The 23,358-nt window shown below is 37.7% G+C and carries 29 protein-coding genes, 1 other RNA gene and 2 pseudogenes; 10 read left to right on the forward strand and 22 right to left on the reverse strand.

The annotated features are described in order from the left end of the window. Positions 1–4: 4 nt before the first annotated feature. From LJD61_RS01905 to LJD61_RS01920, 4 genes and pseudogenes are all read right to left on the reverse strand, one after another. Complete coding sequence (locus LJD61_RS01905) at positions 5–514, reverse strand: YkgJ family cysteine cluster protein (RefSeq protein WP_255225792.1); 510 nt, start codon at positions 512–514, stop codon at positions 5–7. 163 nt (positions 515–677) lie between these two features. Beyond that, positions 678–833 (reverse strand): annotated as a pseudogene (locus tag LJD61_RS01910) (KilA-N domain-containing protein); the annotation flags it as partial. 211 nt (positions 834–1,044) lie between these two features. Next, on the reverse strand, positions 1,045–1,404 hold the full coding sequence (locus LJD61_RS01915) for a plasmid pRiA4b ORF-3 family protein (protein WP_255225794.1): 360 nt from the start codon (positions 1,402–1,404) through the stop codon (positions 1,045–1,047). Between the two features lie 296 nt (positions 1,405–1,700). Next, positions 1,701–2,129, reverse strand: coding sequence for a hypothetical protein (locus LJD61_RS01920; RefSeq protein ID WP_255225795.1), 429 nt, complete (start codon positions 2,127–2,129; stop codon positions 1,701–1,703). 155 nt (positions 2,130–2,284) lie between these two features. Here LJD61_RS01920 and LJD61_RS01925 point away from each other — a divergent pair, with 155 nt between their 5' ends. Continuing rightward, complete coding sequence (locus LJD61_RS01925; RefSeq protein ID WP_333783042.1) at positions 2,285–2,581, forward strand: hypothetical protein; 297 nt, start codon at positions 2,285–2,287, stop codon at positions 2,579–2,581. A 61-nt stretch (positions 2,582–2,642) separates the two neighbouring features. Continuing rightward, complete coding sequence (locus LJD61_RS01930) at positions 2,643–3,593, forward strand: hypothetical protein (protein WP_255225796.1); 951 nt, start codon at positions 2,643–2,645, stop codon at positions 3,591–3,593. Positions 3,594–3,829: 236 nt separating this feature from the next. Here the strand turns inward: LJD61_RS01930 and LJD61_RS01935 are convergent, their stop codons facing one another. The 4 genes from LJD61_RS01935 to LJD61_RS01950 form a co-directional block, all read right to left on the reverse strand. Then, the gene (locus tag LJD61_RS01935) at positions 3,830–4,468 is read right to left on the reverse strand and encodes an AbiU2 domain-containing protein (protein ID WP_255225797.1); all 639 of its coding nucleotides are present in this window, start codon (positions 4,466–4,468) and stop codon (positions 3,830–3,832) included. Between the two features lie 58 nt (positions 4,469–4,526). After that, entirely contained in the window at positions 4,527–5,339 is an 813-nt protein-coding gene (locus LJD61_RS01940) for a KilA-N domain-containing protein (RefSeq protein ID WP_255225798.1), read from the reverse strand. Between the two features lie 203 nt (positions 5,340–5,542). Continuing rightward, positions 5,543–5,869: a hypothetical protein gene (locus tag LJD61_RS01945; protein ID WP_255225799.1), complete on the reverse strand. Its 327-nt coding sequence runs from the start codon at positions 5,867–5,869 to the stop codon at positions 5,543–5,545. Positions 5,870–6,358: 489 nt separating this feature from the next. Beyond that, positions 6,359–6,931, reverse strand: a complete 573-nt coding sequence (locus LJD61_RS01950; protein WP_255225800.1) for a hypothetical protein — start codon at positions 6,929–6,931, stop codon at positions 6,359–6,361. A gap of 165 nt (positions 6,932–7,096) precedes the next feature. Here LJD61_RS01950 and LJD61_RS01955 point away from each other — a divergent pair, with 165 nt between their 5' ends. Next, positions 7,097–7,537 carry a hypothetical protein gene (locus LJD61_RS01955; RefSeq protein ID WP_255225801.1) on the forward strand — a complete coding sequence of 147 codons (441 nt, stop codon included), beginning with the start codon at positions 7,097–7,099 and terminating at the stop codon, positions 7,535–7,537. 162 nt (positions 7,538–7,699) lie between these two features. On the opposite strand, the pseudogene tnpA reads toward LJD61_RS01955, so the two are convergent. The 4 genes and pseudogenes from tnpA to LJD61_RS01975 form a co-directional block, all read right to left on the reverse strand. Beyond that, a pseudogene (gene tnpA / locus LJD61_RS01960) lies at positions 7,700–8,146 on the reverse strand (IS200/IS605 family transposase); the annotation flags it as partial. 260 nt (positions 8,147–8,406) lie between these two features. Further along, entirely contained in the window at positions 8,407–8,703 is a 297-nt protein-coding gene (locus tag LJD61_RS01965) for a hypothetical protein (RefSeq protein ID WP_255225802.1), read from the reverse strand. After that, complete coding sequence (locus LJD61_RS01970) at positions 8,700–8,822, reverse strand: hypothetical protein (protein WP_255225803.1); 123 nt, start codon at positions 8,820–8,822, stop codon at positions 8,700–8,702. Before LJD61_RS01970 ends, LJD61_RS01965 begins: the two co-directional genes overlap by 4 nt. 139 nt (positions 8,823–8,961) lie before the next feature. Continuing rightward, the gene (locus LJD61_RS01975) at positions 8,962–9,144 is read right to left on the reverse strand and encodes a hypothetical protein (RefSeq protein ID WP_255225804.1); all 183 of its coding nucleotides are present in this window, start codon (positions 9,142–9,144) and stop codon (positions 8,962–8,964) included. Positions 9,145–9,399: 255 nt separating this feature from the next. Here LJD61_RS01975 and LJD61_RS01980 point away from each other — a divergent pair, with 255 nt between their 5' ends. After that, on the forward strand, positions 9,400–9,876 hold the full coding sequence (locus tag LJD61_RS01980; RefSeq protein ID WP_255225805.1) for a hypothetical protein: 477 nt from the start codon (positions 9,400–9,402) through the stop codon (positions 9,874–9,876). Continuing rightward, complete coding sequence (locus LJD61_RS01985; RefSeq protein WP_255225806.1) at positions 9,837–10,082, forward strand: hypothetical protein; 246 nt, start codon at positions 9,837–9,839, stop codon at positions 10,080–10,082. Before LJD61_RS01980 ends, LJD61_RS01985 begins: the two co-directional genes overlap by 40 nt. Positions 10,083–10,135: 53 nt before the next feature. Here LJD61_RS01985 and LJD61_RS01990 read toward each other — a convergent pair whose 3' ends face one another. Continuing rightward, positions 10,136–10,837 (reverse strand): pentapeptide repeat-containing protein, encoded by a 702-nt coding sequence (locus tag LJD61_RS01990; protein WP_255225807.1) that lies wholly within the window; start codon positions 10,835–10,837, stop codon positions 10,136–10,138. A gap of 49 nt (positions 10,838–10,886) precedes the next feature. Beyond that, positions 10,887–11,105: a hypothetical protein gene (locus tag LJD61_RS01995; RefSeq protein WP_255225808.1), complete on the reverse strand. Its 219-nt coding sequence runs from the start codon at positions 11,103–11,105 to the stop codon at positions 10,887–10,889. A gap of 198 nt (positions 11,106–11,303) precedes the next feature. On the opposite strand from LJD61_RS01995, the gene LJD61_RS02000 reads away from it, so the two are divergent. The 5 genes from LJD61_RS02000 (at position 11,304) to LJD61_RS02015 (ending at position 14,050) form a co-directional block, all read left to right on the forward strand. Beyond that, complete coding sequence (locus LJD61_RS02000; RefSeq protein WP_255225809.1) at positions 11,304–11,441, forward strand: hypothetical protein; 138 nt, start codon at positions 11,304–11,306, stop codon at positions 11,439–11,441. A gap of 161 nt (positions 11,442–11,602) precedes the next feature. Further along, on the forward strand, positions 11,603–11,893 hold the full coding sequence (locus LJD61_RS02005; RefSeq protein WP_255225810.1) for an RNA polymerase sigma factor: 291 nt from the start codon (positions 11,603–11,605) through the stop codon (positions 11,891–11,893). 24 nt (positions 11,894–11,917) lie between these two features. Continuing rightward, on the forward strand, positions 11,918–12,061 hold the full coding sequence (locus LJD61_RS20650; protein ID WP_408614586.1) for a sigma factor-like helix-turn-helix DNA-binding protein: 144 nt from the start codon (positions 11,918–11,920) through the stop codon (positions 12,059–12,061). Positions 12,062–12,069: 8 nt separating this feature from the next. Beyond that, positions 12,070–12,843, forward strand: coding sequence for a hypothetical protein (locus LJD61_RS02010; protein WP_255225811.1), 774 nt, complete (start codon positions 12,070–12,072; stop codon positions 12,841–12,843). 799 nt (positions 12,844–13,642) lie between these two features. Then, a complete protein-coding gene (locus tag LJD61_RS02015) occupies positions 13,643–14,050 on the forward strand; it encodes a hypothetical protein (protein WP_255225812.1) in 408 nt (135 codons plus the stop codon). Between the two features lie 316 nt (positions 14,051–14,366). Here LJD61_RS02015 and ssrA read toward each other — a convergent pair. The 8 genes from ssrA to eno form a co-directional block, all read right to left on the reverse strand. Then, positions 14,367–14,693: a transfer-messenger RNA gene (gene ssrA, locus LJD61_RS02020) on the reverse strand. A 13-nt stretch (positions 14,694–14,706) separates the two neighbouring features. After that, positions 14,707–15,171 (reverse strand): SsrA-binding protein SmpB, encoded by a 465-nt coding sequence (gene smpB, locus LJD61_RS02025; protein WP_255225813.1) that lies wholly within the window; start codon positions 15,169–15,171, stop codon positions 14,707–14,709. Positions 15,172–15,278: 107 nt separating this feature from the next. After that, positions 15,279–17,396, reverse strand: a complete 2,118-nt coding sequence (gene rnr, locus LJD61_RS02030) for a ribonuclease R (protein ID WP_255225814.1) — start codon at positions 17,394–17,396, stop codon at positions 15,279–15,281. Positions 17,397–17,527: 131 nt separating this feature from the next. Further along, the gene (locus LJD61_RS02035) at positions 17,528–19,033 is read right to left on the reverse strand and encodes a methyl-accepting chemotaxis protein (protein WP_255225815.1); all 1,506 of its coding nucleotides are present in this window, start codon (positions 19,031–19,033) and stop codon (positions 17,528–17,530) included. A gap of 168 nt (positions 19,034–19,201) precedes the next feature. Further along, on the reverse strand, positions 19,202–19,477 hold the full coding sequence (locus LJD61_RS02040) for a DUF1294 domain-containing protein (protein ID WP_255225816.1): 276 nt from the start codon (positions 19,475–19,477) through the stop codon (positions 19,202–19,204). A gap of 64 nt (positions 19,478–19,541) precedes the next feature. Further along, complete coding sequence (locus LJD61_RS02045; protein ID WP_255225817.1) at positions 19,542–21,506, reverse strand: sodium-translocating pyrophosphatase; 1,965 nt, start codon at positions 21,504–21,506, stop codon at positions 19,542–19,544. A 130-nt stretch (positions 21,507–21,636) separates the two neighbouring features. Then, positions 21,637–21,867, reverse strand: a complete 231-nt coding sequence (gene secG, locus LJD61_RS02050) for a preprotein translocase subunit SecG (protein ID WP_255225818.1) — start codon at positions 21,865–21,867, stop codon at positions 21,637–21,639. A 121-nt stretch (positions 21,868–21,988) separates the two neighbouring features. After that, positions 21,989–23,272, reverse strand: a complete 1,284-nt coding sequence (gene eno / locus LJD61_RS02055) for a phosphopyruvate hydratase (protein WP_255225819.1) — start codon at positions 23,270–23,272, stop codon at positions 21,989–21,991. Positions 23,273–23,358 lie beyond the last annotated feature (86 nt).

Genomic DNA, 23,358 nt, shown 5'->3' on the forward strand with positions numbered 1-23,358 from the left:
TAGATCACCTTCTTTTTCTTTTCCTGAATCCATATTCTTTTTTTAATCTTTCGAGCATTTCAAACACAACCGGGCAAATGCTTGCTGAAGTAAGAATGCTTAATAAGCTAAACAATCTTTCAGGCCTGTTTGTAAACGGATAATCCCTGCAGCTTTTAGGTCTGCAAGCTTCAATTTCACATCCTCCATCTTCTTTAAGAAAACAGCAAGGCTTTACATTAAGTAAATACTCGCCTAAGTCTTCTTTAATATACTTATCTCTGAACTCTTTTTCCGTCATCTTAAGAAAAGCTGAGACCGCCCTTAATTCGTGCTCTTCGAAGCTTGCGGAATATTCTTTGCAGCAATTCCTGCACTTATTACAATCGTAATCTGAAAATAATTCATTATGTAATTCTAAAAACTGCTTGTCCAATTTATCCTCATCTGCATAATTTTTTAAGTATGCACGAAAAGCATAATTTTCTTCTTCAACTCTACTAAATGCCTCATATACTTTTGCTGGTTCAATCACTATAGCCGCCTCCTAGTATAATAATGTGAAAAATTTTTATAACCTATTTCTACTTTTTATATTTCTATGGCCACCTTTACTTAGATTTTAGGAAAAAAATATGCAAAGATTAATCATCCTTTTGACTATCCTCAAGTTGCAACATATTATTTGTTCCTTTGGCTTGAACATATAAACCGATAGCGTTTGTTTTTTCAATCCATTGCTTTGCACTCAATACAAAAGTCGGCAATCCAGCCTGCATTTTAAAGTGATCGAATTCGGCCACTTTAAAACTGGGATTATACATCTTCTCCCAAGTTCCTAAAAATTCTAGTGTTGTTTGTTCATATCTCTACCCACCTAATACATTTTTCTATTTCATTTATCACTCTTTGAGCTTTGGGCACCCTCATTTTTTATTTCATCTTATCATATTTTACCAAATTTTGAAAGTATTCTGTTAGTTACTCACATTGTCATGGATAGATAATTAAAAAATTATAGCATACCTCATCGGTGTATTCAAATGAACCGCAAGCAATGCATCATTATTGATCCTTGATTTCAGCCAACTCTACTTCAAACCTATATTCATCACCATAATCATATATATACATGAATTTCTGCTTCAATCGAAGACTAAGCCCGCTGGTCCTCGCTTTAGCTGCTGATTTCCCTTCCCCTTGAGGATGTGAATATTCAGTTTTTGCATCCCACGGTTTATTACTCATAAAGAATGAATAAAGATGTCCCCAATCCAGCTTAAAAGAATCGAATATTAATTCATGCAGATCATCCAAGGTCTGACTACCTCTTATTCCGAACTGCTTCTTTGCTTTTTTGAAGTTAAGCGGTTTTACAGTAAATACAAAAACTTTACTGTAAAACTCATTCTTTGTTGTTTTCAAGCTTTTCTCTTCATGTCCTAAAGTCTTTATTCTTTTGTCACCCCGCCTTTCATCCAAGGCGTTCCATAAGCATAGGAGCCAAAAAGATATATCTCATCAGCTTCAACCGCATCTAGAATCGTTTGCTTAATATTTTCCAACTCAGTATACAAATATTTATAGAACAAAATAATTTGCAAATAAATAGAAAAATCTTAGCTATCACTTTGTCGACTAATTGCCAGACAGTGAATAACTATCAAGGTTAAGGAGTCCCACGAAGCACTACACAGCAAATTAACATAAATATAAGGGATTTAATACATTATTTCTGTCTTAATAGGAATCCCATAGTTTTTAAACAATTCTATTAATTTCTCAGCTTCTGTCTTGAATCCCATGGATGTATTGCACGAGATTCCATTTTTATTAGTGTAGCTGTAGCTAAGGTATCTAAACCCACCTTTAGGTCCAATAACCTTAACAACATCCTTAGCAGTTTTTAATTCTTCCTTGACTTCTTCTTGGTGTTGATCAACTCTTTTTAGGTATGCATCATCAACAATTTCCAATGACGACCATAATATATCCAAAGTAGCAATCCCAGGAAAGGTAACACCTACAAATCTGTCTGATCCTCTACTCCATATACCATACCTGCCAATTGTATAACCTTCAATACCTGGAAGTAATCCATCGGCATATCGAGTCAAATCAGATTTTAATTTAACACGTATGTTATCCACTATATTTTCTCCTTGAGTAGTAATATTCGACATATCTTGCCATTAAATATATTATACCCCAAAAATATTTGTAGTAAAATGTAAATTGTATAAAGAACATTAATAGATTGATTTTATTGGAACTTTCAAGTATAATGAAGACAATGTGGAAATTTATGTATTTAAACATCGTTTTACAGGCAAAAGGGAATGCTATGGAATATATGACCGTTATGCAAGCAGCAAAAAATGGGGTATATCAACGAGAAGGGTTCATATGCTTTGTGCCGAAGGTCGGATTGATGGTGTATTCCGCCTGGGCAATTCCCAAAGATCCAGAGAAAGCAAAGGATGCACGTATCAAGAGCGGAAAATATATAAGAAATCGGATACGAAGTAAACAACGAGTTGGCTTCTATTCGGATCAGGACGGGTTTGACAAGAAAAAAGACAGGCTGATTGAGGATACATAAAATTACCTGACACAGTCCGTACAGAAAGAATACGTATTTACCATAGGCGGAGGGTTGTGTGATGACGTTAAATGAATTTATAAGATGGCAAAATAAAATAGCGAAGCAACACACAAGACTTTACTCATCGTCTGGGGCAGTGGCTATGGCAATGAATCCAAGTTTAATTGAATTTGTAGAACAAACCAATGAGATGATGAAAGTCATTTCTCCTCCCGTGCTTGATATGGCTAATAGAGTTGCGGAGATAAACAGAATACCATCTCCTGCTCTCTTTAATATGTCACAGCGGGCAAGTGAAATCGCGAATATTATATCGCCTGTTATTTATGAGGCGGCCCAACAATCAAAGATACTAGCAGACGCACTATCACCTGCTTTGATAAACGCAGCACAATTCGCCCAAAAAGTAAAAATTGAATTAAATCCTTTAATCCAGCAAATGGAACAGGCACGTATTAGATGGTCTGATATCGGTTCATTTTCAACAACACTAACGGGTATTATTGAAAGCAATCCGTATATTGAAGATTTAGAAGATGATATAGATAAATTTTCTTTACAAGAAAAAGAAGAGATAGAGTCAGCAGTTATTGAAATAATATCTGAGCCATTTAATTGGCAACAGAGCATAGTAAGCTGTTTTGAAAGCTTCAAGTCACGAAATCCTTTGTTGTCAAAACTCTTTATTTGGGTGCTGAGCACAATAATAGCAATCATTGTTGGAGCGGCATCTGACATTCTGGCAAATGTTATCAAGGATGCAAATCTAAAAGAAGCACCTACACCAACCGCTCCAATAATAACAAATCTAGTAATAAATCAATCTGTTTACATCACCAATAAAGCACCTTATTACTTCGAAGTTGAGTTTATTGACGAACAATCCGGCGAAACAATTAAAGGCTGGATCAGTAAACGTTCATTGAAACCATACAATACGGATGACGAGCAACCCAAAATCACCGAAAATGAACTACCCATATCTGAGGAGAAACCCATCAATGACTAACCTATGACTTGAACTCACTTGGGTCGGAAAGTACGATCCGGAAAACAAAATTAGTTCGAAGTCTCGGATATTAATAGAGAATTCCGAATGCAGCAATGCTGTGGACGCTCGAGGGAAGTTATCGTTTAGAGAGTGGAGGATAAAAAAGTCAAGAAATAGCTGCGGTCTGCTATATAGGTTTAAATATTTAATGGCGCACTTGCAATTTTTATCCCAGTAAGTTTTTTCGTGAAATTTTACTTTTCATCGATTAATCTTCCATATGTTTCAATATACATTTGTCTGTGCTGCCCTAATATTTCAGCTAATAAATCAAGTTCTTTTTCACAGCGTGTTTTAGCTAAATTCACAATAGCAATTCCATTTATTAATATGTATAAATGTTCTGTAGTGTATCTTGCAAATTCTAGGAGTTGCTCAAATTCTTGCACACTGATTTGATATTCTCTTCGCAAAGCATTTTCAGCATTTAAAAAATCTTTATCAATATGTGCATAAAACTTATCCCGCCATATCTTTAGATTATCTCTCAATTTTGTAATTTTCTCACCTTTTAATTCTTCTTCTTGTTTTTTAGCAAATTCCTTAATCTCTGTAAGTTTTTCTGAATCAATAAAATATTTATCCGAATCAATGCTGCGCAAAATAGAGCTAATATTTGCACCGGAACTGTTAGTATCATATATTTTTGATAAAGCAATAATAGCTGCATCAACTAATACTTTCGTAACGGCAATTGAAAGATCTGAATAATGACTTAAATACTCTAAATGCGAGGCTTCTTCAATTTTATGCCAAATTGCCAAATATATCTCTATCCAAAGGCAATTCTCTATAAGACAAGTTAATTTTTCATTACACCGCTCATTTGCCATAGACTTTCCTCCCTTGTACGTTTTCATTATGCATATTTATGCTCCGATATATTAAAAATTATTTTTCAGCATTGGCTTTTTCCTCCAAAGAGATAATGCGGTGATCTTTTGTTAAAAGTTCCATCTGGCTTATTGCAATTGAATTGAGCTTTTCCAGACGTTGTGCTTGCGTCAAACCTTCACTGATAAACAGTGCATTAAGATTTTCTAAGTTTGCAAGGCATACCAATTGTGAAACATTAGCATAATCACGAATATTTCCTTTTAGCTCCGGATTACTATCACGCCACTGCTTTGCTGTCATTCCAAATAGTGCAACATTCAACACATCCGCCTCATTTGCATATACCTGTGTTATTTGATATTTGCTTAGTGCAGGCGGGATAAGATTTTCTTTAATGGCATCTGTATGTATTCTGTAATTAATTTTTGTCAAATTACGTTTAATATCCCATCCAAGTTGCTTTTGTTCCTCATCTTTAAGCCGCTGAAATTCTTTTATCAGATAAATTTTGAACTCAGGACTTATCCACATACCAAATTCAAAGGCTATATCTTTATGGGCATAAGTACCTCCATATCTTCCAGCAGTTGCCTTTAATCCAATTGCATTCGTTTTTTGCACCCATTCTTTAACGCTAATCTTATAACTATTCAATCCGGCCTGGCTTTTAATTGTGGCGAATTCGCCACAATTAAAATTAGGATTATAGATTTGCTCCCAAATGCCTAAAAATTCAACTGTATTCCTATTGCGGAGCCAGTCAGAAATAAAAAAATCACCGTCTTTGGCTTTTAACATATCCGTAATGGAAATATAATCATTATCATTGATAGTAGTAACGGATATCTCTGTACCAATGACATTCATCTTTTTTGTCGCACATTATACCTCCTCAGATCACCGAACTTATGTTCTATTATACTCTTTTGGGATATTATATGCAATCTTATTGAGTTAGAAAAAGTAACATTTGGTATCAATTTGAAAATGAAAAAAGTTGATCACTCTGTAAACCGCAATAATCAACTTCTTTTGACATAATTTTTGTCAAGTTAAGGGTAATGTTCTTATCATCCTATATTCTTATCGAGGTAGTGCTTCCTTCCGATTCTTTTAAAATCCAAGAATTCAGTAACGATAGTGTAATTATGGAGATTGAAGGTCAGATTGATGAGGTCTTTCATTGTGCGGATATTATCTCTGACAATAGCTCCCTGAAACTTGGCAAGTTCATAGCTGTCGAAGCTGTCCAACCGTCTTGCCAAATAGTTCATCTCATCCGCATCGATACGTTGGTTTTCAAGTACACAAAGAACAGGAACCCTGCCGCTTATCTTTACCACGTGACAGCTTGCAATGTTGCTATCGCTAATACCTATTTCATTGAGCTTTGTCATCATAGCTTCCTCATCCATTGGAAAAGTGAGGCTGATGAGATGGCTGTACGGATATTCACCATTTTGGATGATGGCAATAATTATGGGTATCAGTCCTTTCTTTTTTATTTCGGAAATAAAAAAAGCGGGTACATTCTCTTTTGATGAAAATGTACCCGCAATTTGTATAAAATTATGAAGTTCTATAGAATAACATTAAGGAACCGGAAGGATTCTGCTTGAAATTGGATGTTCGGACCAATTACATTCGCAGATGGCAAAAAAGTTGTAATCATGTTAATCATAAGATTTATCTTTTCCTGGCACCTGATCCGGATAAAAGAGTAACATAATTATTTATTCAACCTATATTACTGTCATCCTTCCGTTTAAATTGTATTTATACGACTTGATGTAGTAGAAAAATGGGATCTATGGAACATTGGCATAAAAAATAGGACCACTGTTTTGTAAACCTATTCGCCATTATTAAATAATACTTTGCTTGAATTATTCACCTATCTTTGCAATCTCTCTTTTATCTATCCTTTTTCTTAAAAACTTGAAATATCGTTCTTTTATTACGCCTGTTTGTCTTAATTCGGCAATAACAGCGCCCCAAATGCCAGCAAGCAGGTAAGGTAATATCAAAAGTTTTATCAAATATTCTAATAGACCATTAGATGACACTCCTGCCTCTTGGGCTTCTTTTATCATATCCATATCAAATACCAGCATTGAATATGTCATATCAAAGCTTGTAATAAAGGTAACAGCCAATACAGATAGAATAATAGCATTAAGAATTGTTATTGCTGCTTTTACCTTCGCTAAATCGAAAATATAAGCAGCAAACATCCAAATTAGTACAAAGAATGATATAAACACTACACCGAATGGGATTCCAGTTGAAGCCGGTTTCCAAAGCATTAGTATTAACGAGGTAAGTATTGCAGCAACAATGAAAGGGACTAAAATAAGCCATAAAATAATTCTTAATACCGTTGTAGCCTTTTTCATTGAAAACCAAATAATAAATCCATACATTATAATTCCCAAAACATAGATTAATGCTATTTCCACTTAATAAGTTCCCCCTATCGTCTTTAGCTTACTGCTTTAGCAACTTACACTTACGATATAATTATACATTTTTTCACAAGACCTTCAAACAGCTTCCAAATTTATTAGAAAAGTGACAGATCTTATACAACATGGTAAAATGGAAAATAAGGGGGAATCAGAAATATGCGAAAATACATACTTATAGGTTTATTGGCCTTATCATCAATTTGGTTCTTAATATCAATAATTGCACCTAATACAAGGACCGAAAGACTTTTAGGCCATGTCGATGCAATAGCAGATTTTGACGCAAACATCAGTCACCTTGAATTCACTTCATATAATGATAAGAAGATAGATTTTCTTGTAGCCAAAAACAAACTGAATGTTTCCCAAGGTGACTATGCTTATATCTATTATAAGAGCAAGAACGATAAAAATGACGTTAAAAAAGTCAAAAAAGTCGATGATGCTATATACTTTGTAGAATTGATTCAGCAACCTGATTTGGAAATACGCAATAGGATTCAAAACTGGTTATACAATGTTGAATCCAGCTTACTTAATAGAATCGGTTCTATTATTTTGATAGTCGCTTTTGCATATTATCTAAAAAACCTTTAATACTGGTCTTAAAATCAATAACTACCCGTAAAACGGGTAGTTTGCTCTGAGGCTATAAGCCTCTGTTACCGGCCAGCGCCTAAAGACGCTGGCTTTCACTTTGTTCAAGCTACTACGCCATTGCCACTTTTGCCGCCCCTAAAGGGACGAACGTACTACTTGCTACCCCTTGAAGGGGTCTTCGTATTCTTTTATACTTAATTTGTCTACCATTATGTCATGTTTCTCCTGCTCTTGCATGTATTTCCTTATTGTTGCTTCATTTAGTCCTACTATACTCACATAATAGCCTTCTGCCCAGAAGTGTCTATTCCCATACTTATATTTTAAGTTTGCATGTTTATCAAATATCATTAGAGCACTCTTTCCTTTTAGATACCCCATAAAGCTCGATACACTTATTTTCGGTGGTATGCTCACTAACATGTGTATATGATCTGGCATAAGGTGTCCTTCTATAATTTCTACTCCCTTATAATTGCATAGTTGCTTTAAAATATCTCGTATACTTTCTTTGTATTGATTATATATTATTTTTCGTCTATACTTGGGAGTGAATACAATATGATATTTACACATCCATTTAGTATGGGCTAAACTATTTTCTTTGTTTGCGCAAAAATCACTTTTCCTTTCGTTATCTCATAGTAGCTTGAACAACTCTATTATAACGGAAAGGTGATTTTTTTGTATAACTTCTGTCGCACACCCGCATAGCGGGTGGTTTATTGTTTCGCAAGCTCAACAGACTAAAGTCCATAACAAAGCCTGTGATGCTTCTATCACAGGCCTTTGCTATTGATAACCTTATTTAATTCTGTTAGTTCTTTTTGCTATATAAGAAATCTATTCAACTTGTCTAATTTGGCTTAAGCGTTTGGTTTCTTCAGAAACTGCACCGCTAACGCTATACCACACTGCAAACCAATTTCCAAATAGACATCTTCAACCGTACTGGCATATCTATATACCTCGGCTGTTACTTTTTCATATTCATTCATATCAGGAAATTTTGCCTGTATCATTGCGATAGCAGTTTTACTTGATTCTTCAATCCTCTGCTTATAGGACTTATCGCTGATTTCAGCACATTCAACTCCATACAACAAAAATTCTCGGATCTGCTGGATATTCGCCCTATCAAAGATTTCGGAGATATAGCTCATGCCAGCACCCCCAAATTCTTGAGTGGCCAAACACAATCTTTTAAGCCCTGATGATAAATGACCTCCGTTTCATGCTCGGCAGCTAAACCAAGATCAAATAAAATTTTCTCGTTACTCATAAACGCCTTCCTTTCAACAATCGTACAACCCTTGAAAGAAAGTGCAGCGCATGATATAATATTTACGCTGTAACTGTCTTTTAGGTGGTTGCCGTATTGGAAGTGGTGGTGTTCTTTAGTGGGAATGCACCACTTCCTCTCATTTGTTACGGAGCTTTTCATCCATCAAATCAATACCCTGTCGTATTACTTCTGAACGAGTAGAGTTTAGTTTTTTCACGCTGTTATCTAATTTTCCTAACGTGATTTTATCTACTCTTACTCGCAGCATAGTATCTTTTGGGTTCTCCGGATTTGGCCCCGGCTTTTTCTTTGCTACCAAGCAATCACCTCCAATTTGTAGCAACAATTTAATCATAACCTTGTTGCTACAAATTGTCAAGAAATATTCAAAGAACTTTGCTTAAGAATGATATACTTGGCTAAATACATATTAACCTATAGAACATAATTATATATTGCATAAGGATCATATGGACATATAATACATAATGGTATATAGTATAAGTAAATAGCATATCCTTATATTAAGGAGCGTGAATGTAAGGGTATGTGTAATTATGAGAGGGTGAAATATATGGATGCAATATTTAAAGAAAAATCTATCAGCTCTACTAAACAGGAATTTCCCAGCGTTTTTAGACAAGCATTAAAAGGCTTTGAAATTATTACAGGCAATCAAAAAAGCAATAATGAGGAAACAGTCTCAATAATATCAACCAAGCTGTTCGAGGATATTATTGATAATGCATATAAATTTAATCCTGTTATTGAAGCTGATGAAGAAGGATTAGGATATACGGTTGCGCTAGATGAAGTTTTGGTTTTCGGAGATGGAGACACTTTAGAAGAAGCCTTCTATGATTTAGCCGATAACCTAATAGAATATGCCATGTTATACCTTGAAAAAATAGATTTCTATAGGCAGATAGAAAACAGAAAAAGTCATTATCCTTATCTTAGGAAAATAGCAAAATGTACCAATAGGGATGAAGTATTGGAGGTTATACTGGAATGCCGTACAGATTTGCAACAGGCGATATTAAAAAAATAGCCAGCAGGTTAGGACTTCAAAAGGTAAGAGATAAGGTATGGAGTGGCACAGATATTAAAGGTCAATTCCTCCAGACCTACATACATGATCATGGAGATGGTGTTCAGATTAAAACTGGAACAGCAAAAAGGCAAGCTGAACAAATGGGATTTAGTGACTTAGAAGATATGTATGATTTTCTTAAAAATAATAGGCGTAAAAGATAAATAATTATAAAAAAGTCGCATATATGGAATGATACGGCTGTATCTTTTTGCTCTTAATAACTCTTTGCTTCTTCTCTCGTCATCCAAAAATGAATACCCCTAGTAGAATCCATCCACCGGTCTTCATCGAAATCTTTTACTTCTACCCACTCACCCACACGGTAAACAAAATTCTCATCTACCAAAGACCAGGCTTCCATGTAATTTTCCTTATAGTCGAAACTTTTGATGGTCAGAACCTTTGCCTTATTGCAGCGGCAAGAAGGCAACGTAGCCGAAGTTCGCTTTGCATCTGCCGGTATTAGAAGTTGTACCAAACGGTCATTAAGGCACTTCTTATATCCAATGAAAGCTCCCTTCTCAGGACAACGTAGACGAAACCATTTTGTATTCTCATCAGATATAATACCATCCAGTTTAGCATACTCCAATACCGCGGAATACAAATTTGCACCTTCAATATTGCAGCCTGTCATATCTGCATAACGAAGAGCCGCACATTCTAAATTTGCCTGTCGAAGATTCGTCTTACGCAAAGTACATTCATCAAACAACGCGTTAAAAACACTGCTGCGCTCTAAATTTGCCCCATCAAATCTGATTCGATGAAATGCACTCAAAGAGAAATCAATGTTAGATAAATCCCAGTTTGTAAAATCCATATCAAAAAGTTCTATCTCTTTTAGAACCAGTCTTTCTTTTGGTTTTCTATTCTTTAATATCTCTTTAAATTCCTCTTGCGATAATCTACGCATGTCAATCGCCTCCCTTTAAAGAGCTTTTATAATCTATAAATATTGGAATTTATCTTCCGATTCTCATTTTATTCTTTATCCATTCGATTAAAAGAGCAACAAAAAAGCAAACAACATAAGAAATGATGAAATACAGCAGCGTCTGTTCTAATATGGGCGGATATGTATTGTTATAAAGCTCGGAAAATAGAATTCGAGGTAAAACAACACCGCCAATTGTTGTACCTATACTTACTCCTATTGCAGATTTCAGAGCTCTTTTAACCATAATACCACACCTCATTAAATTCCTGTTTATCGGCTGCTTCTCGTCATATAACTAACAAGAAGTCCAATTTATATTATACTATAAAAAACAGGCTGCATTCAGTCTGTTTTTATGTAAATCTATATTGTTTTTTGGAGTAAAAGCTATCACTTGATAAAACTTCGTCCACCGCTGACCCTGGGTGGACGAAAAGCCGTTTTGTGTACACCTATTGTACCCGACCGGTGCGGCCAACTGCCCGGGCCGGAAATCGTTAAGTTTCCATTTGAACCGGTACAGACTACGATTGATGACTTTGTTGAGATAACAGACGAGGATTTTGATATTCCATTTTGAAAAATGGCATTTATATAAAACTACATATTTAGGCAAAATAACGAAAAAATTACGCGTGGCGACTTCAAAAACGGACTAGCCATTGTTATACAAAAAATTATTTTGAAATCGCCAACGATCCGAGGTCGTCGATTGTATTATGAGTGAAGGGAGGCAAACGAATGGCAAAATCATTGTTGCGTACGAACAATGAGGTTGCGGAGATTTATCGCAGACACGTAAACACAGTGTATTGGGTGTGCTTCACCTACATGAAAAATCCCGCCGATACGGAAGACGCGGTTTCGGAAACATTTCTCAATCTTATGAAATCGGGATCGGCTTTTGAAAGCGAAGAACACGAAAAGTCGTGGCTCATTAGGACAGCTACGAATGTGTGCAAGAACCTCCTGAAGCACTGGTGGCGCAAAAACGAAAATCTTGAAGACCACTCTGAAACACTCAAAGCATAACAATCCGTCGAAACAGACTCCATCATGGAAGCCATTTGCGGCTTGCCTGACAAGTACAAAACGGTGATTTACCTTTTCTATTTCGAAGGATACTCTTGCGTAGAGATTTCGAAGATGGTTGGAAAACCTTCACGAAGCAAGAAAAATCCTCAAAGAAAGGTTAGGTGATGATTTCAATGAAGAATAAGCATGTCATAGAATCGTTCCACAAGATCGCTCCGAGCGAAGCGGCGAAGGAACGTATTCTGAACAAGACTTTCGAGCGTTATCTTTCTGAGGAATCATCCTCGAAAAAGGTGTTCGATATGAAAAAAACATTTAGCTGGAAACGGCTCGCGCCCGTCGCCGCCTGTTTGGTGGTTGCCGTAGCTATATCTATTCCGTTCCTCAACAATACTGGTAGCGGTGACTTCATGCTTTCCAACTCCGACAAAGGCATTAAGGTTAGCTATACAGATAAATTGCCCGAAGGCGAACCCCTCAATGGAGAACTCGTAGAGCTTACCGAAGAACAGTTATACGCGAATACACAATTTGGTCATCCAGTCGCGGCGTTTGCCGGAACGGTCAAAGACTATAAGTTTGTTGACGTTGACTTCGGCGGCTGGCAATATGACAGCACATGGACGATTTACAATATAGAGGTGGAAAAAACGCTTCGAGGCGACGCTAAGCCCGGTGATATTGTCACCGTTCTTATCACTGCTCCGGCATATTCTGTTGACAGTATATGGGGAGGTTTCAGATTGGATATAGGCGATAAAGGGATGTTCATGCCAATGAATAACGATGTGAATTCGACTTACAGTGCAAACGGCAAAACGCTGTGCCTCCTGGACTTGGCGCAATACGCAATCCAGGACAGTCGCTATATGCAGCTCGCCCAAGACCAAGCGGTGCTTGACAATATCATTCAGGAAGTCGAAGCGAAAATCGCTCAGTACAATTAACATCCATAGTTGCTAAATCGTAATTTACGCTGTCTGCCTGTTTCTTGCTGTCGAACGTGACCTCAGAAAGGAAATTGCAGAAATAGGTATCCCAAGTGACGTTACTATCATCTATTTAGCCCCCTAATATAATTGGAGAAAGCTTAATGGTATAGGCATGGTAATTCGCAGGTGCGAGAGAGATGGAATCAAAACGGAAGAAAGGGCGTATCATATACAGCATCAGATTATATAAAGGGTGTTAGACTACACTGGGGTATTGAAAGTATGCATCGGAGCTTAGATGTAACTTTCAGAGAAGATGAAAATAGAACAAGAAAAGGCTGTGCGCTACAAAACCCTGCATTACTGAAGAAGCTTGCATTAAATATGGTAGGATAAATATTCTAATAGAAGTCTGCGTTGTAAAAGACTTACATGCTCACTGAATACAGACTACATTGATTATGTACTATCAATAAATCTTAAGTAACTATAAACAGATATTACATGATACTGAGTGTCGCCTTATGCAGGAATACCTGGCTGAATTAATATAAATCCATGGGAGAGAAAGGGGATCGTGTAAGCGATTATTCCGACATATTAAAGCATTTAAGGGATTTTAGCCCTGAATGAACTGAACAATCAAAATTATTATCATGTAGTGGATTTCTTTAAAAGTCCTTTTGTAAGTGTTTTGGAAAGGTATGGGTTCATGCTTTTACCGTGACCGCGTCATAAGCTTTTCTTTCAATTCAATTATATATATGTTAAAATAAAGTAGAACATATGTTTGTATAAAAGGAGAGATAAATCAATGGAAGTTCAAGAAAGAGCTTATATAGCTGGTATAATTGATGGTGAGGGAAGTATTATGCTTACAAGGTTTCATAGGAATCAGCATCCTGCTCCATGTGTTACCATATCATCTAATTCTTATGAACTTCTTTTATGGATCAAGCAAAAAACAGGCTTAGGTAGGATTATAACTAAAAAGAATTATAATCCAGATGCACATAAAGACTCCTTTACCTACATTACTAGATATAATGAAGCTATTTCGCTTTTAGAATTAATTAAACCATATTTAATAATAGAACAAAAAAGAATTCGAGCCCATCTTATACTAAATGAATATAAGAAACTTACTCCTAGAAACGGTAGATATTCAAAAGAGCAATTAAAAGCAAAAGAAGATTTATATGAGAAATTCATATCGGTATAAAAAAAAGACTGCATGCAGTCTTTTTTTATGTAAATCTTTATTGTTTTTTGGTGGAGGCGAGGGGACGCCTTATCCATTGTCTCCAATGGTGCTGACTATATCTTGAACTTCTTACGAAGTCCTCCGGCGTATTATAAAAGCTATATTATAACTCAAAGCTTTTATCCTAGTACATCCTCCGTTAGGATGCCTATAAGTCGATACAGGGCTGTTGGATTGCTCCACATACCCCTCGGTATTGCCATCGTCTTTACGTTACGGTTTCACCGATAAAGCCGGATTATCACTTGCAGTTCACACTGCAAGGCGACTCATATGAATCGAACCCCTGTCCGAAAGTCCTCAAACTGAAACTTCTCCGAGCGCAGCCAGTGATTTGACATTCCCTCTACTGTACGCCCGCTGACAGGCTTACAGCTTCAGTAGCTTCATAATTCGTCAGCTGCCTCAAAGCTTTGGCAGTGACGTACCCCGCTAAATGACGCCCAATCCTATAGTGCGGGAACTACAGGTTGAACGAGCAGCACTAGGCTGCTAATGCAAAATTATCTTCTGCGTTTATATTTAAGTTTTCCAGCTTTTAACGTGGTTGCCGGAATCACGGCTCGCTATCTCAGCCCTCGATACCCCCGTCGAAGCCATTACGCCCCCATTAATCAATATTCCTTGCCTCTGAATTCCCTTTCCACTTCCCTTTTGGCATCCCTTTCCGCTATCGCCTGGCGCTTATCATGAAGCTGCTTGCCTTTTGCTACTGCCAGCTCTAACTTAACAAGGCTTCCTTTCAGGTAAATGCTCAGAGGTACAAGGGTATATCCTTTTTGCTGAATATAACCTATTAGTTTGTTGATCTCATATCTGTTGAGCAATAGCCTTCTGGTTCTCATCGGGTCCTTGTTAAAGATATTTCCTTTTTCATATGGGCTTACATGCATATTATAGACAAATGCTTCGCCTTTTTCAATGGCTGCATAGCTGTCCTTCAAATTCACCTTGCCAAGTCTTATTGACTTAACCTCGGTTCCAAAAAGCTCCAGGCCCGCTTCATAGGTTTCTTCTATAAAGTAGTCATGTCTCGCTTTTTTGTTTTGTGCTAAAACCTTCACATTGTCTTTTCCCATATTATTACCACCCGAATCAAACTGTAAATCTATTATATAGACCACAGCTTTAATTGTCAACTAATTAAGTTTAGCACAAAATCAATGTTATGACAATGTAATATTCTTCAACATTCTGCCAGCACGAAGTCCACCTTGTGACTTGCCATATCTACAGAAAGCACTCTTATCCTTACCATATCGCCTATCCTGTAAATTTTACGCTTTCTTTCTCCGATCATAACATGGCTTGTTTCATCAAAAATATAATAGTCATCCTCCATATTGCTCACATGCACCAAACCCTCTATGGTATTCTCTAATTCCACATACATTCCAAAGGAAGTCACGCTGGATATTATTCCTTCATATTCTTCACCGATTCTATCCTTCATATATTCAGCCTTCTTCAGATCCTCCACTTCTCTTTCGGCTTCTTCTGCGGCTCTTTCTCTGATAGAAGATTGCTCAGCGATACCGGGTATCATTTCTTTCAATTCTCTTATCCTGCCCGGTGTAAGCTTACGATGTATATCCTCTTTTATTATTCTGTGGATCATAAGGTCCGGGTATCTCCTTATAGGTGAAGTAAAGTGGCAGTAATATTTTGACGCCAGGCCAAAGTGGCCCAGACTGCCGCCGTCATATCTTGCCTTTCTTAAGGATCTGAGCAGCAGCGTATTGATGAGTCTCTCCTCTTTCTTGCCTGCCACCTTATCTAAAACCTGCTGAAGCGCCTTCGGATGTATTTCATCTGCTCCTTTGATGCTATACCCAAAATTATGGATTAACACATTCAATACCATTATCTTTTCCGGGTCCGGATCTTCGTGGACCCTGTAAACAAAGGGCATCTCCTTCCAATACATATGCTCCGCAATGGTTTCGTTGCATACTATCATAAATTCTTCAATTATCCTTTCAGATACTCCTCTTTCATAGGGCCTTATATCCACAGGCTTTCCCTTGTCATCAAGTATTATTTTAGATTCTTCAAAATCAAAGTCTATGCTGCCTCTTATCCTTCTTTTCTTCCGCAGTATGTTCATGAGCTGTTCCATATTTTTGAATGTATCAATAAACTCCTTATATCTTGCCTTTAGCTCTTCATCTTCATCCTCGAGAATCTTATTGACATTCTTATAGGTCATTCTTTCTGAGGTTCTGATAATGCTTTCATATATATCATATTTGACTACATTCCCCTTGTTATCTATTTCCATGTCACAGCTCAAAGTCAGCCTGTCAACTTTGGGATTCAAGCTGCATATTCCGTTTGAAAGCTTTTTCGGAAGCATAGGTATGACTCTATCTACCAGATAAACGCTGGTGCCGCGTTTTAAAGCTTCATTGTCTAATGGGCTGCCTTCGAATACATATTGACTGACATCTGCTATATGGACTCCTAAGAAATAGTTTCCATTAGGCAGCACTTCCAGCGATACTGCATCATCCAGATCCTTGGCATCTTCTCCATCAATGGTTGCAATCTTTCTATTCCTCAGGTCTTTCCTGCTGCTTAAAGCTTCGCTCCTTACCTCCTCAGGGATTCGGCTGGCTTGGACCTCTACATCTGCCGGGAATTCTTCAGGCAAATTATGACCGCGAATAATGGATAATATGTCCGTGCCTGCATCGTCTCTATGCCCCAATATCTCAATTATCTTTCCTTCAGGATTTCTTCTGCCCTCCGGCCAGCGAGTTATTTGAACTACGACCTTATAACCGTCCTTGGCTCCTTCGAAGTCTTCCCTTGATATGAATATATCCTGGTATATCCTTGCATCATCAGGCACCACAAAGCCGAATCTCTTGTTGCTCTCAAAAGTCCCGACTATTTGCTCATTTGCTCTTTTTAATATTCGGATTATCTCGCCTTCGCTTTTCATGGTTCCAATGCTTCCCTTGGTTATCCTTGCTATCACCCTATCATTATGCATTGCTCCGTTAAGGTTTTCCACAGGGATATAAAGGTCTCTTATATCAGGATTATCGGGTATTAAAAATCCAAAGCCTTTCTGGCTGCCTTGGAGCCTTCCCACAATAAGATTCATCCTCTCGGGCAAACCATATCTTTTTTTTCTTGTTTTAATGATATACCCATCAGACTCCATATATTTTAAAGTCTCTTCCAGCTCACTCATGGCTTCCTCATCAACTTTCAAAGCCCCTGCCAATTCAGAGATAAGCATGGGATTATAGGCTTCCTCTCTCATATATTCCAGTATCCTATCTAAAAGCTCCATAATTCTCCTCCTATTATTATTGAAATTATATATACGAATAATATTCCCACAATCAATTCTTAAAAAACATTTTCAAAATTCCGTCATACGTAAAAATGCAATATACATATAGTATACTGCATTTTCTCCATTTATTTATTCAATCTTATTATATCATCTACGCTGAGTCCAGCTTGGATAATTCCTTTTTTATCTTTACGCGCTATACCAACGTATTTGAAATATTTGCTATCTATATTTCTAATCTTAAAGTTTTGTACCACTTCCAAAGATGGGTCCTTAAGTATCTTTCTGAATTCACCGGCTTGCGTAGTAACATCATCGGAGAATCTAAAGCCGATATTGCTGTTTTGATTGCAATATCTTACCACCCCATCTTCATCTGTCACTGCCAAAGCAGTTATTCCTGTTTTTTGAGCATATTCGCTGAGAATATTATTATTAGTCTCTGATTCTTTTAGCTTATCAGCCAATTCATGACAGCAGGCTATAAGCTTCTTTCCCAATATGTTTTCAAATTTGTTCATAAATATCCTGGAGTTATTTGCAACCACTCTTAAATCATTGCAAATGGTCATATTGTTATGCTCCAGCTCATTCTGCTCATTGATATCGTTTTCTATGGAGCTTACGGATTCAATAAATTCCCCGAAGAATTCGGATAGGCTCTCATTAGCAGAAGCAATCTGCTGGGTAGCAGAGGCCTGTTCATTGATTTTTCCGGAAAAATCAATGAATACCGACATTATATGGGATATAAAACTATCTATTTCATTCATATAATTTTTAATGTAGCTTGCAGAGTTCTTGCTCTGGGAACTCATTTCTGATAGTTTATCTATGCTTCCCATTGTAGTGTTTGCCTTGGCTTTGATTTCATCCATCTGCTCTTTTATATTCTTAGCAGAATTGGAGCTTTCTTCTGCAAGCCTTCTTACCTCATTTGCCACAACGGCAAAGCCTCTTCCGTTTTCCCCTGCCCTTGCTGCCTCAATAGATGCATTTAAAGCCAGCAAATTAATGCTTCCTGACAGGTCTTCAACAAAATGAGCCATTGCCTGGGCCTTATCCGTGACCCTTGCCAATTCCTCCACTTCTCCTATAAGGCTGCTCATAGCTCCGCTCATAACTTCCAATATTTTTAATGATTCCTCTGTATTGGTCTTGCCATCGATGACGGATTTCTCCATATTTTTTAGGTCTGCAAGAGTGCTTTCAGAGGCAGATGCCATGTCCGATTCGCTGGCAGATATCTGCTGAGATGCGCCGGCAGCTTCCAGAAGCTTTTCATATACACTTTTAGCTTTTGCATTTAAATCTACTATTCTTTGTCTGATCGATGTCATCCTTTCCTCTGACCTGCTGCAGGAGGTCGAAATTCTGGATACATCATTGTCTATATAAAGCAATGCCTTTAAGATATTGCTTATCCAATCCAAAAGCATGGATGTGATATTATTATATACTTCTTGTATTCTGCCTTTATTTTTTATCTTATATGAGTAGTTGCCATCCAATATTTCCTGCAAGGCATTGGTACATTCATCAGTATTCTTGGATTTTCTTCCAAATTTGTAGATGGCTAATAAAAGAATTGCTATAGCTTCTAGAATAATTACAATAATATATAAGTTCAAAACGACACCTCCAAAAGTAAATAAATAGACAACCTTATTAGAGGTTCTACATAATTTTACTAATTCCTCCATAAATACTATACAAAAATGTATTTATTTCCATAGCTCTAAATATTATAATTTACTAGATATTGTGTCCTAGTTTTTATGGCACCGTTCTCTGTGGCTTTAGGAGGCCTTAGTATATAGATATATATAAACAGCAAAGTTTAAAATCAACAAAATAGGTATGCCAATTTGAAACTTACGTTTCTTAGTCTTATGATGAAAGGTTTTCATTCCTAACAGCATACCCAAAGCGCCGCCTAAAAAAGCTATGGTTAATAAACTTTTTTCGCTTATTCGCCATCGATCCCGCCTGGACTTGCTTTTATCAAATCCCATGATAGTATAGCCTATTATATTAATTATTAGAAAGTATATGAGAAGAACTTTAATAACCATAATTTACCTCATAATAATATTATTAAAGGAGATGCCGGGCGGCATCTCCTTTCTACTTGTTTAATTATAGGAATAATGGTGCAAACACCAAAGCAACTATTGTCATAAGCTTTATCAATATATTCATTGATGGACCTGAAGTATCCTTGAATGGATCTCCAACTGTATCGCCGACTACCGCTGCCTTGTGAGCCTGGCTGCCTTTGCCGCCGTGTTCACCGGATTCTATATATTTCTTTGCATTATCCCAAGCTCCTCCGGCATTTGACATCATGATAGCCAAAAGTACCCCTGTAACCAAAGCTCCGGCTAGAAGTCCTCCTAAAGCGCCTTTGCCCAAGATAACACCTGTAGCAATAGGAGCAGCAACAGCTAAAAGACCAGGAATCAGCATTTCTTTCAAAGCTGCTGATGTTGATATATCAACACATTTAGCATATTCAGGCTTGCCTGTTCCTTCCATGATTCCCGGTATGGTTCTGAACTGTCTTCTAACCTCTTCTATCATTGAATAAGCGGCTTTACCGACAGCTTCCATTGTTAAAGCACCAAATAGGAAAGGAAGCATACCGCCAATGAATAAACCTACCATAACATACGGATCAATAATATCTATTTTTTCTAATTGAACTGCCTGTGAATAGGATGCAAACAGGGCCAATGCTGTCAATGCGGCAGAGCCTATTGCAAAGCCTTTTCCAATAGCAGCTGTTGTATTGCCGACTGAATCAAGCTTATCAGTTATAGCTCTTACTGATTTCGGCAGTTCCGCCATCTCTGCTATACCACCTGCATTATCAGCTATAGGACCATATGCATCAACTGCCACTGTCATGCCTGTAGTTGAAAGCATGCCTACTGCTGCAAGAGCAATACCATATAGATTATCAAACCTGTATGCAACTATAACTGCAGCGGCGATGAAAAGTATTGGAGCAACTGTTGACATCATACCGACGCCAAGTCCGCTGATTATTGTTGTTGCAGGCCCTGTCTCTGATTGCTGTGCTATTCTCTTAACAAATTTGTAATCTCCGGATGTATAAACTTCTGTTAAGAATCCGATGATTGCACCGGCTACCACACCGGAAGCTACTGCTGCAAAAGCACCTAAGCTTCCAAACATGGATTTGCTCAAGAAAAATGCTGCAATCAATACAATTACTGAACTTGCATAAGTACCATTCTTTAACGCGCTCTGAGGGTTAGCGTTTTCGCCTGTTCTTACGAACATGCTTCCAATAATGGAAGCTATGATGCCTACTGCTGAAAGCAGCATGGGATATAAAACACCTTCTGCTTTTCCTGCGTAGAAGACTGCTCCCAGTGTGATAGCCGATATGATTGAACCAACATAGGATTCAAAAAGGTCAGCACCCATACCTGCAACGTCACCAACGTTGTCACCAACGTTATCCGCTATAACAGCAGGGTTTCTCGGGTCATCTTCCGGTATTCCTGCTTCTACCTTACCAACTAAGTCTGCTCCCACATCTGCTGCCTTTGTATATATGCCTCCGCCTACACGGGCAAACAAAGCGATAGAGCTTGCACCAAGTCCAAAGCCTGTTACTATGTTGACGTCTCTGAATATCATGTATAATGCGCCAACTCCAAGTATACCTAAACCTACAACGCACATTCCCATTACGGCGCCGCCCTTGAAAGCTATTCCTAAAGCTTCATTTTGACCATGCTGGGCAGCATTTGCCGTTCTGGCGTTAGCTTGAGTTGCCACCTGCATTCCGAAATAACCGGCCAAAATTGAGAAAAGTGCACCTACCACAAAGCAGATTGCTGTAAGCCAGCTTTTTAATAATATACCGATTATTGCTGCCAAAACTACTATAAATATTGCGAGAACCTTGTATTCCCTAAAAAGGAATGCCATAGCACCCTCATGGATGTAACCCATGATCTCTTTCATTCTGTCATTGCCCGGATCTTTTTTCATTATTCCAGCGGCTAAAATCCAAGCAAAGACTAATGCCAGTACTCCTGATATAGGAGCCAATAACATTAAATCCATTTTCCCTTAACCTCCTCTTATCTGTCTGTACTAAAACTTTTTCCTCAATGAATGAGTAAAATTTGCTCTATACATAAATTGACCTGACTATCAGCCAGGCAAATTATCAGTATATCCTAATTTTGCTACATTATTTAACGATAACTAAAACCACTGATAAAACCATAAACAATACAGCGGAAACAGTAGTGACTTTAGCAAATAAAGCTTCATATCCCTTGCTTTTTTGTTTTCCAAAAAGCTGCTCTGCACCACCGGCTATAGATCCTGATAATCCAGCACTCTTACCTGGTTGGAGCAATACGCTGATTATGAGCGTTAAACAAACCAAAAACTGTATGATTACTAAGAATGTTCTCATCGTTGCACCTCCAATCATATGGGTTTAACAAAGACAATTTTAACATAAAGGATTGTAAAATACAATAACAGGGGGGATAATTCTACCCCCTATTATTAATATTTTTTGGACAAATTATTCATTAACGATTAAAGAATGCATCTTTTCCTGCATATTTTGCCATAGTGTCCAATCCTTCTTCAATTCTAAGCAGCTGATTATATTTTGCAACCCTATCGGTCCTGGAAGGTGCTCCTGTTTTTATTTGGCCTGCATTCACAGCTACAACCAGGTCTGCTATGGTAACATCCTCCGTCTCGCCGGATCTATGAGATACGACAGCGGAATACCCTGCCCTGTTTGCCATTTGGATTGCATCCAATGTCTCTGTCAATGTACCGATCTGATTAAGCTTGATAAGTATTGAATTTGCCACTCCTATTTTTATACCCTTGGCGAGCCTTTTAGTATTGGTTACAAATAAGTCATCTCCTACTATTTGAATTTTGCTTCCAAGTTTGTCAGTCATGAGCTTCCAGCCATCCCAATCCTCTTCGGATAACCCGTCTTCGATGGATATGATCGGATATCTGCTAACCAGGTCTTCATAGTATTCTACCATCTCCGCTGAGCTTTTTATGACACCTTCTCCTTCGAGATGGTAATTACCGTCTTCTTTATACATTTCCGTTGCTGCAGAATCCAATGCAATGTATACATCTTCTCCGGGATTATACCCTGATTTATTGATGGCTTCAACAATGACCTGCAAAGCTTCTTCATTTGAAGTCAGGTTTGGCGCAAAGCCTCCTTCATCACCTACAGATGTGTTATAGCCCTTTGCTTTAAGAACTGCTCTAAGATTGTGGAATATTTCTGCGCACATCCTCAGCGCCGCCCTGAAGCTCTTTGCACCTACAGGCATTATCATAAACTCCTGGATGTCTACATTGTTGTCTGCATGCTTGCCGCCGTTTAGTATGTTCATCATAGGCACCGGCAGCGTTTTTGCATTCGTTCCCCCTATATATTGATATAGCGGCATTCCTGCTTCTTCAGCCGCAGCATGGGCAATCGCCAGAGAGACGCCGAGGATAGCATTGGCCCCCAGCTTTCCCTTGTTGGGAGTCCCATCAAGCTCTATCAGAAAATTGTCCAGATCCACCTGATTCAGAGCTTCCATTCCCATTATTTCCGGAGCAATGATATCATTGACATTGCTTACGGCATTTAAAACTCCCTTGCCTAAATATCTGCTCTTGTCTCCATCTCTTAGCTCCACCGCTTCAAAAGCGCCCGTAGACGCACCGGAAGGAACAGCAGCTCGGCCAAAGGCTCCGCTTTCTAATTCTACCTCAACCTCTATAGTAGGATTTCCTCTTGAATCCAATATTTCTCTTGCATATATGTCAATAATAGCTGACAAATGAAACACCCTCTCTTTTTAATACTATCTTTACAATTCTGTTTTGTTGACTGATAACGATTGCAGAGCTTCGAAGCTAAGAGTTT

It is taken from the genome of Lutispora saccharofermentans, from assembly GCF_024363565.1.
In the GTDB taxonomy this organism is placed as follows: domain Bacteria; phylum Bacillota; class Clostridia; order Lutisporales; family Lutisporaceae; genus Lutispora; species Lutispora saccharofermentans.

What these genes read in the sequence shown, in the direction of transcription:
- LJD61_RS01925 (WP_333783042.1), top strand. Translation starts at nt 2,285, where the DNA reads ATGTATTTAAACATCGTTTTACAGGCAAAAGGGAATGCTATGGAATAT.
- LJD61_RS01930 (WP_255225796.1), top strand. Translation starts at nt 2,643, where the DNA reads ATGACGTTAAATGAATTTATAAGATGGCAAAATAAAATAGCGAAGCAA.
- LJD61_RS01935 (WP_255225797.1), bottom strand. Translation starts at nt 4,468, where the DNA reads ATGGCAAATGAGCGGTGTAATGAAAAATTAACTTGTCTTATAGAGAAT.
- LJD61_RS01940 (WP_255225798.1), bottom strand. Translation starts at nt 5,339, where the DNA reads ATGAATGTCATTGGTACAGAGATATCCGTTACTACTATCAATGATAAT.
- LJD61_RS01945 (WP_255225799.1), bottom strand. Translation starts at nt 5,869, where the DNA reads ATGACAAAGCTCAATGAAATAGGTATTAGCGATAGCAACATTGCAAGC.
- LJD61_RS01955 (WP_255225801.1), top strand. Translation starts at nt 7,097, where the DNA reads ATGCGAAAATACATACTTATAGGTTTATTGGCCTTATCATCAATTTGG.
- LJD61_RS01965 (WP_255225802.1), bottom strand. Translation starts at nt 8,703, where the DNA reads ATGAGCTATATCTCCGAAATCTTTGATAGGGCGAATATCCAGCAGATC.
- LJD61_RS01970 (WP_255225803.1), bottom strand. Translation starts at nt 8,822, where the DNA reads ATGAGTAACGAGAAAATTTTATTTGATCTTGGTTTAGCTGCCGAGCAT.
- LJD61_RS01980 (WP_255225805.1), top strand. Translation starts at nt 9,400, where the DNA reads ATGGATGCAATATTTAAAGAAAAATCTATCAGCTCTACTAAACAGGAA.
- LJD61_RS01985 (WP_255225806.1), top strand. Translation starts at nt 9,837, where the DNA reads ATGCCGTACAGATTTGCAACAGGCGATATTAAAAAAATAGCCAGCAGG.
- LJD61_RS01990 (WP_255225807.1), bottom strand. Translation starts at nt 10,837, where the DNA reads ATGCGTAGATTATCGCAAGAGGAATTTAAAGAGATATTAAAGAATAGA.
- LJD61_RS01995 (WP_255225808.1), bottom strand. Translation starts at nt 11,105, where the DNA reads ATGGTTAAAAGAGCTCTGAAATCTGCAATAGGAGTAAGTATAGGTACA.
- LJD61_RS02005 (WP_255225810.1), top strand. Translation starts at nt 11,603, where the DNA reads ATGGCAAAATCATTGTTGCGTACGAACAATGAGGTTGCGGAGATTTAT.
- LJD61_RS20650 (WP_408614586.1), top strand. Translation starts at nt 11,918, where the DNA reads ATGGAAGCCATTTGCGGCTTGCCTGACAAGTACAAAACGGTGATTTAC.
- LJD61_RS02010 (WP_255225811.1), top strand. Translation starts at nt 12,070, where the DNA reads ATGAAGAATAAGCATGTCATAGAATCGTTCCACAAGATCGCTCCGAGC.
- LJD61_RS02015 (WP_255225812.1), top strand. Translation starts at nt 13,643, where the DNA reads ATGGAAGTTCAAGAAAGAGCTTATATAGCTGGTATAATTGATGGTGAG.
- smpB (WP_255225813.1), bottom strand. Translation starts at nt 15,171, where the DNA reads ATGGGAAAAGACAATGTGAAGGTTTTAGCACAAAACAAAAAAGCGAGA.
- rnr (WP_255225814.1), bottom strand. Translation starts at nt 17,396, where the DNA reads ATGGAGCTTTTAGATAGGATACTGGAATATATGAGAGAGGAAGCCTAT.
- LJD61_RS02040 (WP_255225816.1), bottom strand. Translation starts at nt 19,477, where the DNA reads ATGGTTATTAAAGTTCTTCTCATATACTTTCTAATAATTAATATAATA.
- LJD61_RS02045 (WP_255225817.1), bottom strand. Translation starts at nt 21,506, where the DNA reads ATGGATTTAATGTTATTGGCTCCTATATCAGGAGTACTGGCATTAGTC.
- secG (WP_255225818.1), bottom strand. Translation starts at nt 21,867, where the DNA reads ATGAGAACATTCTTAGTAATCATACAGTTTTTGGTTTGTTTAACGCTC.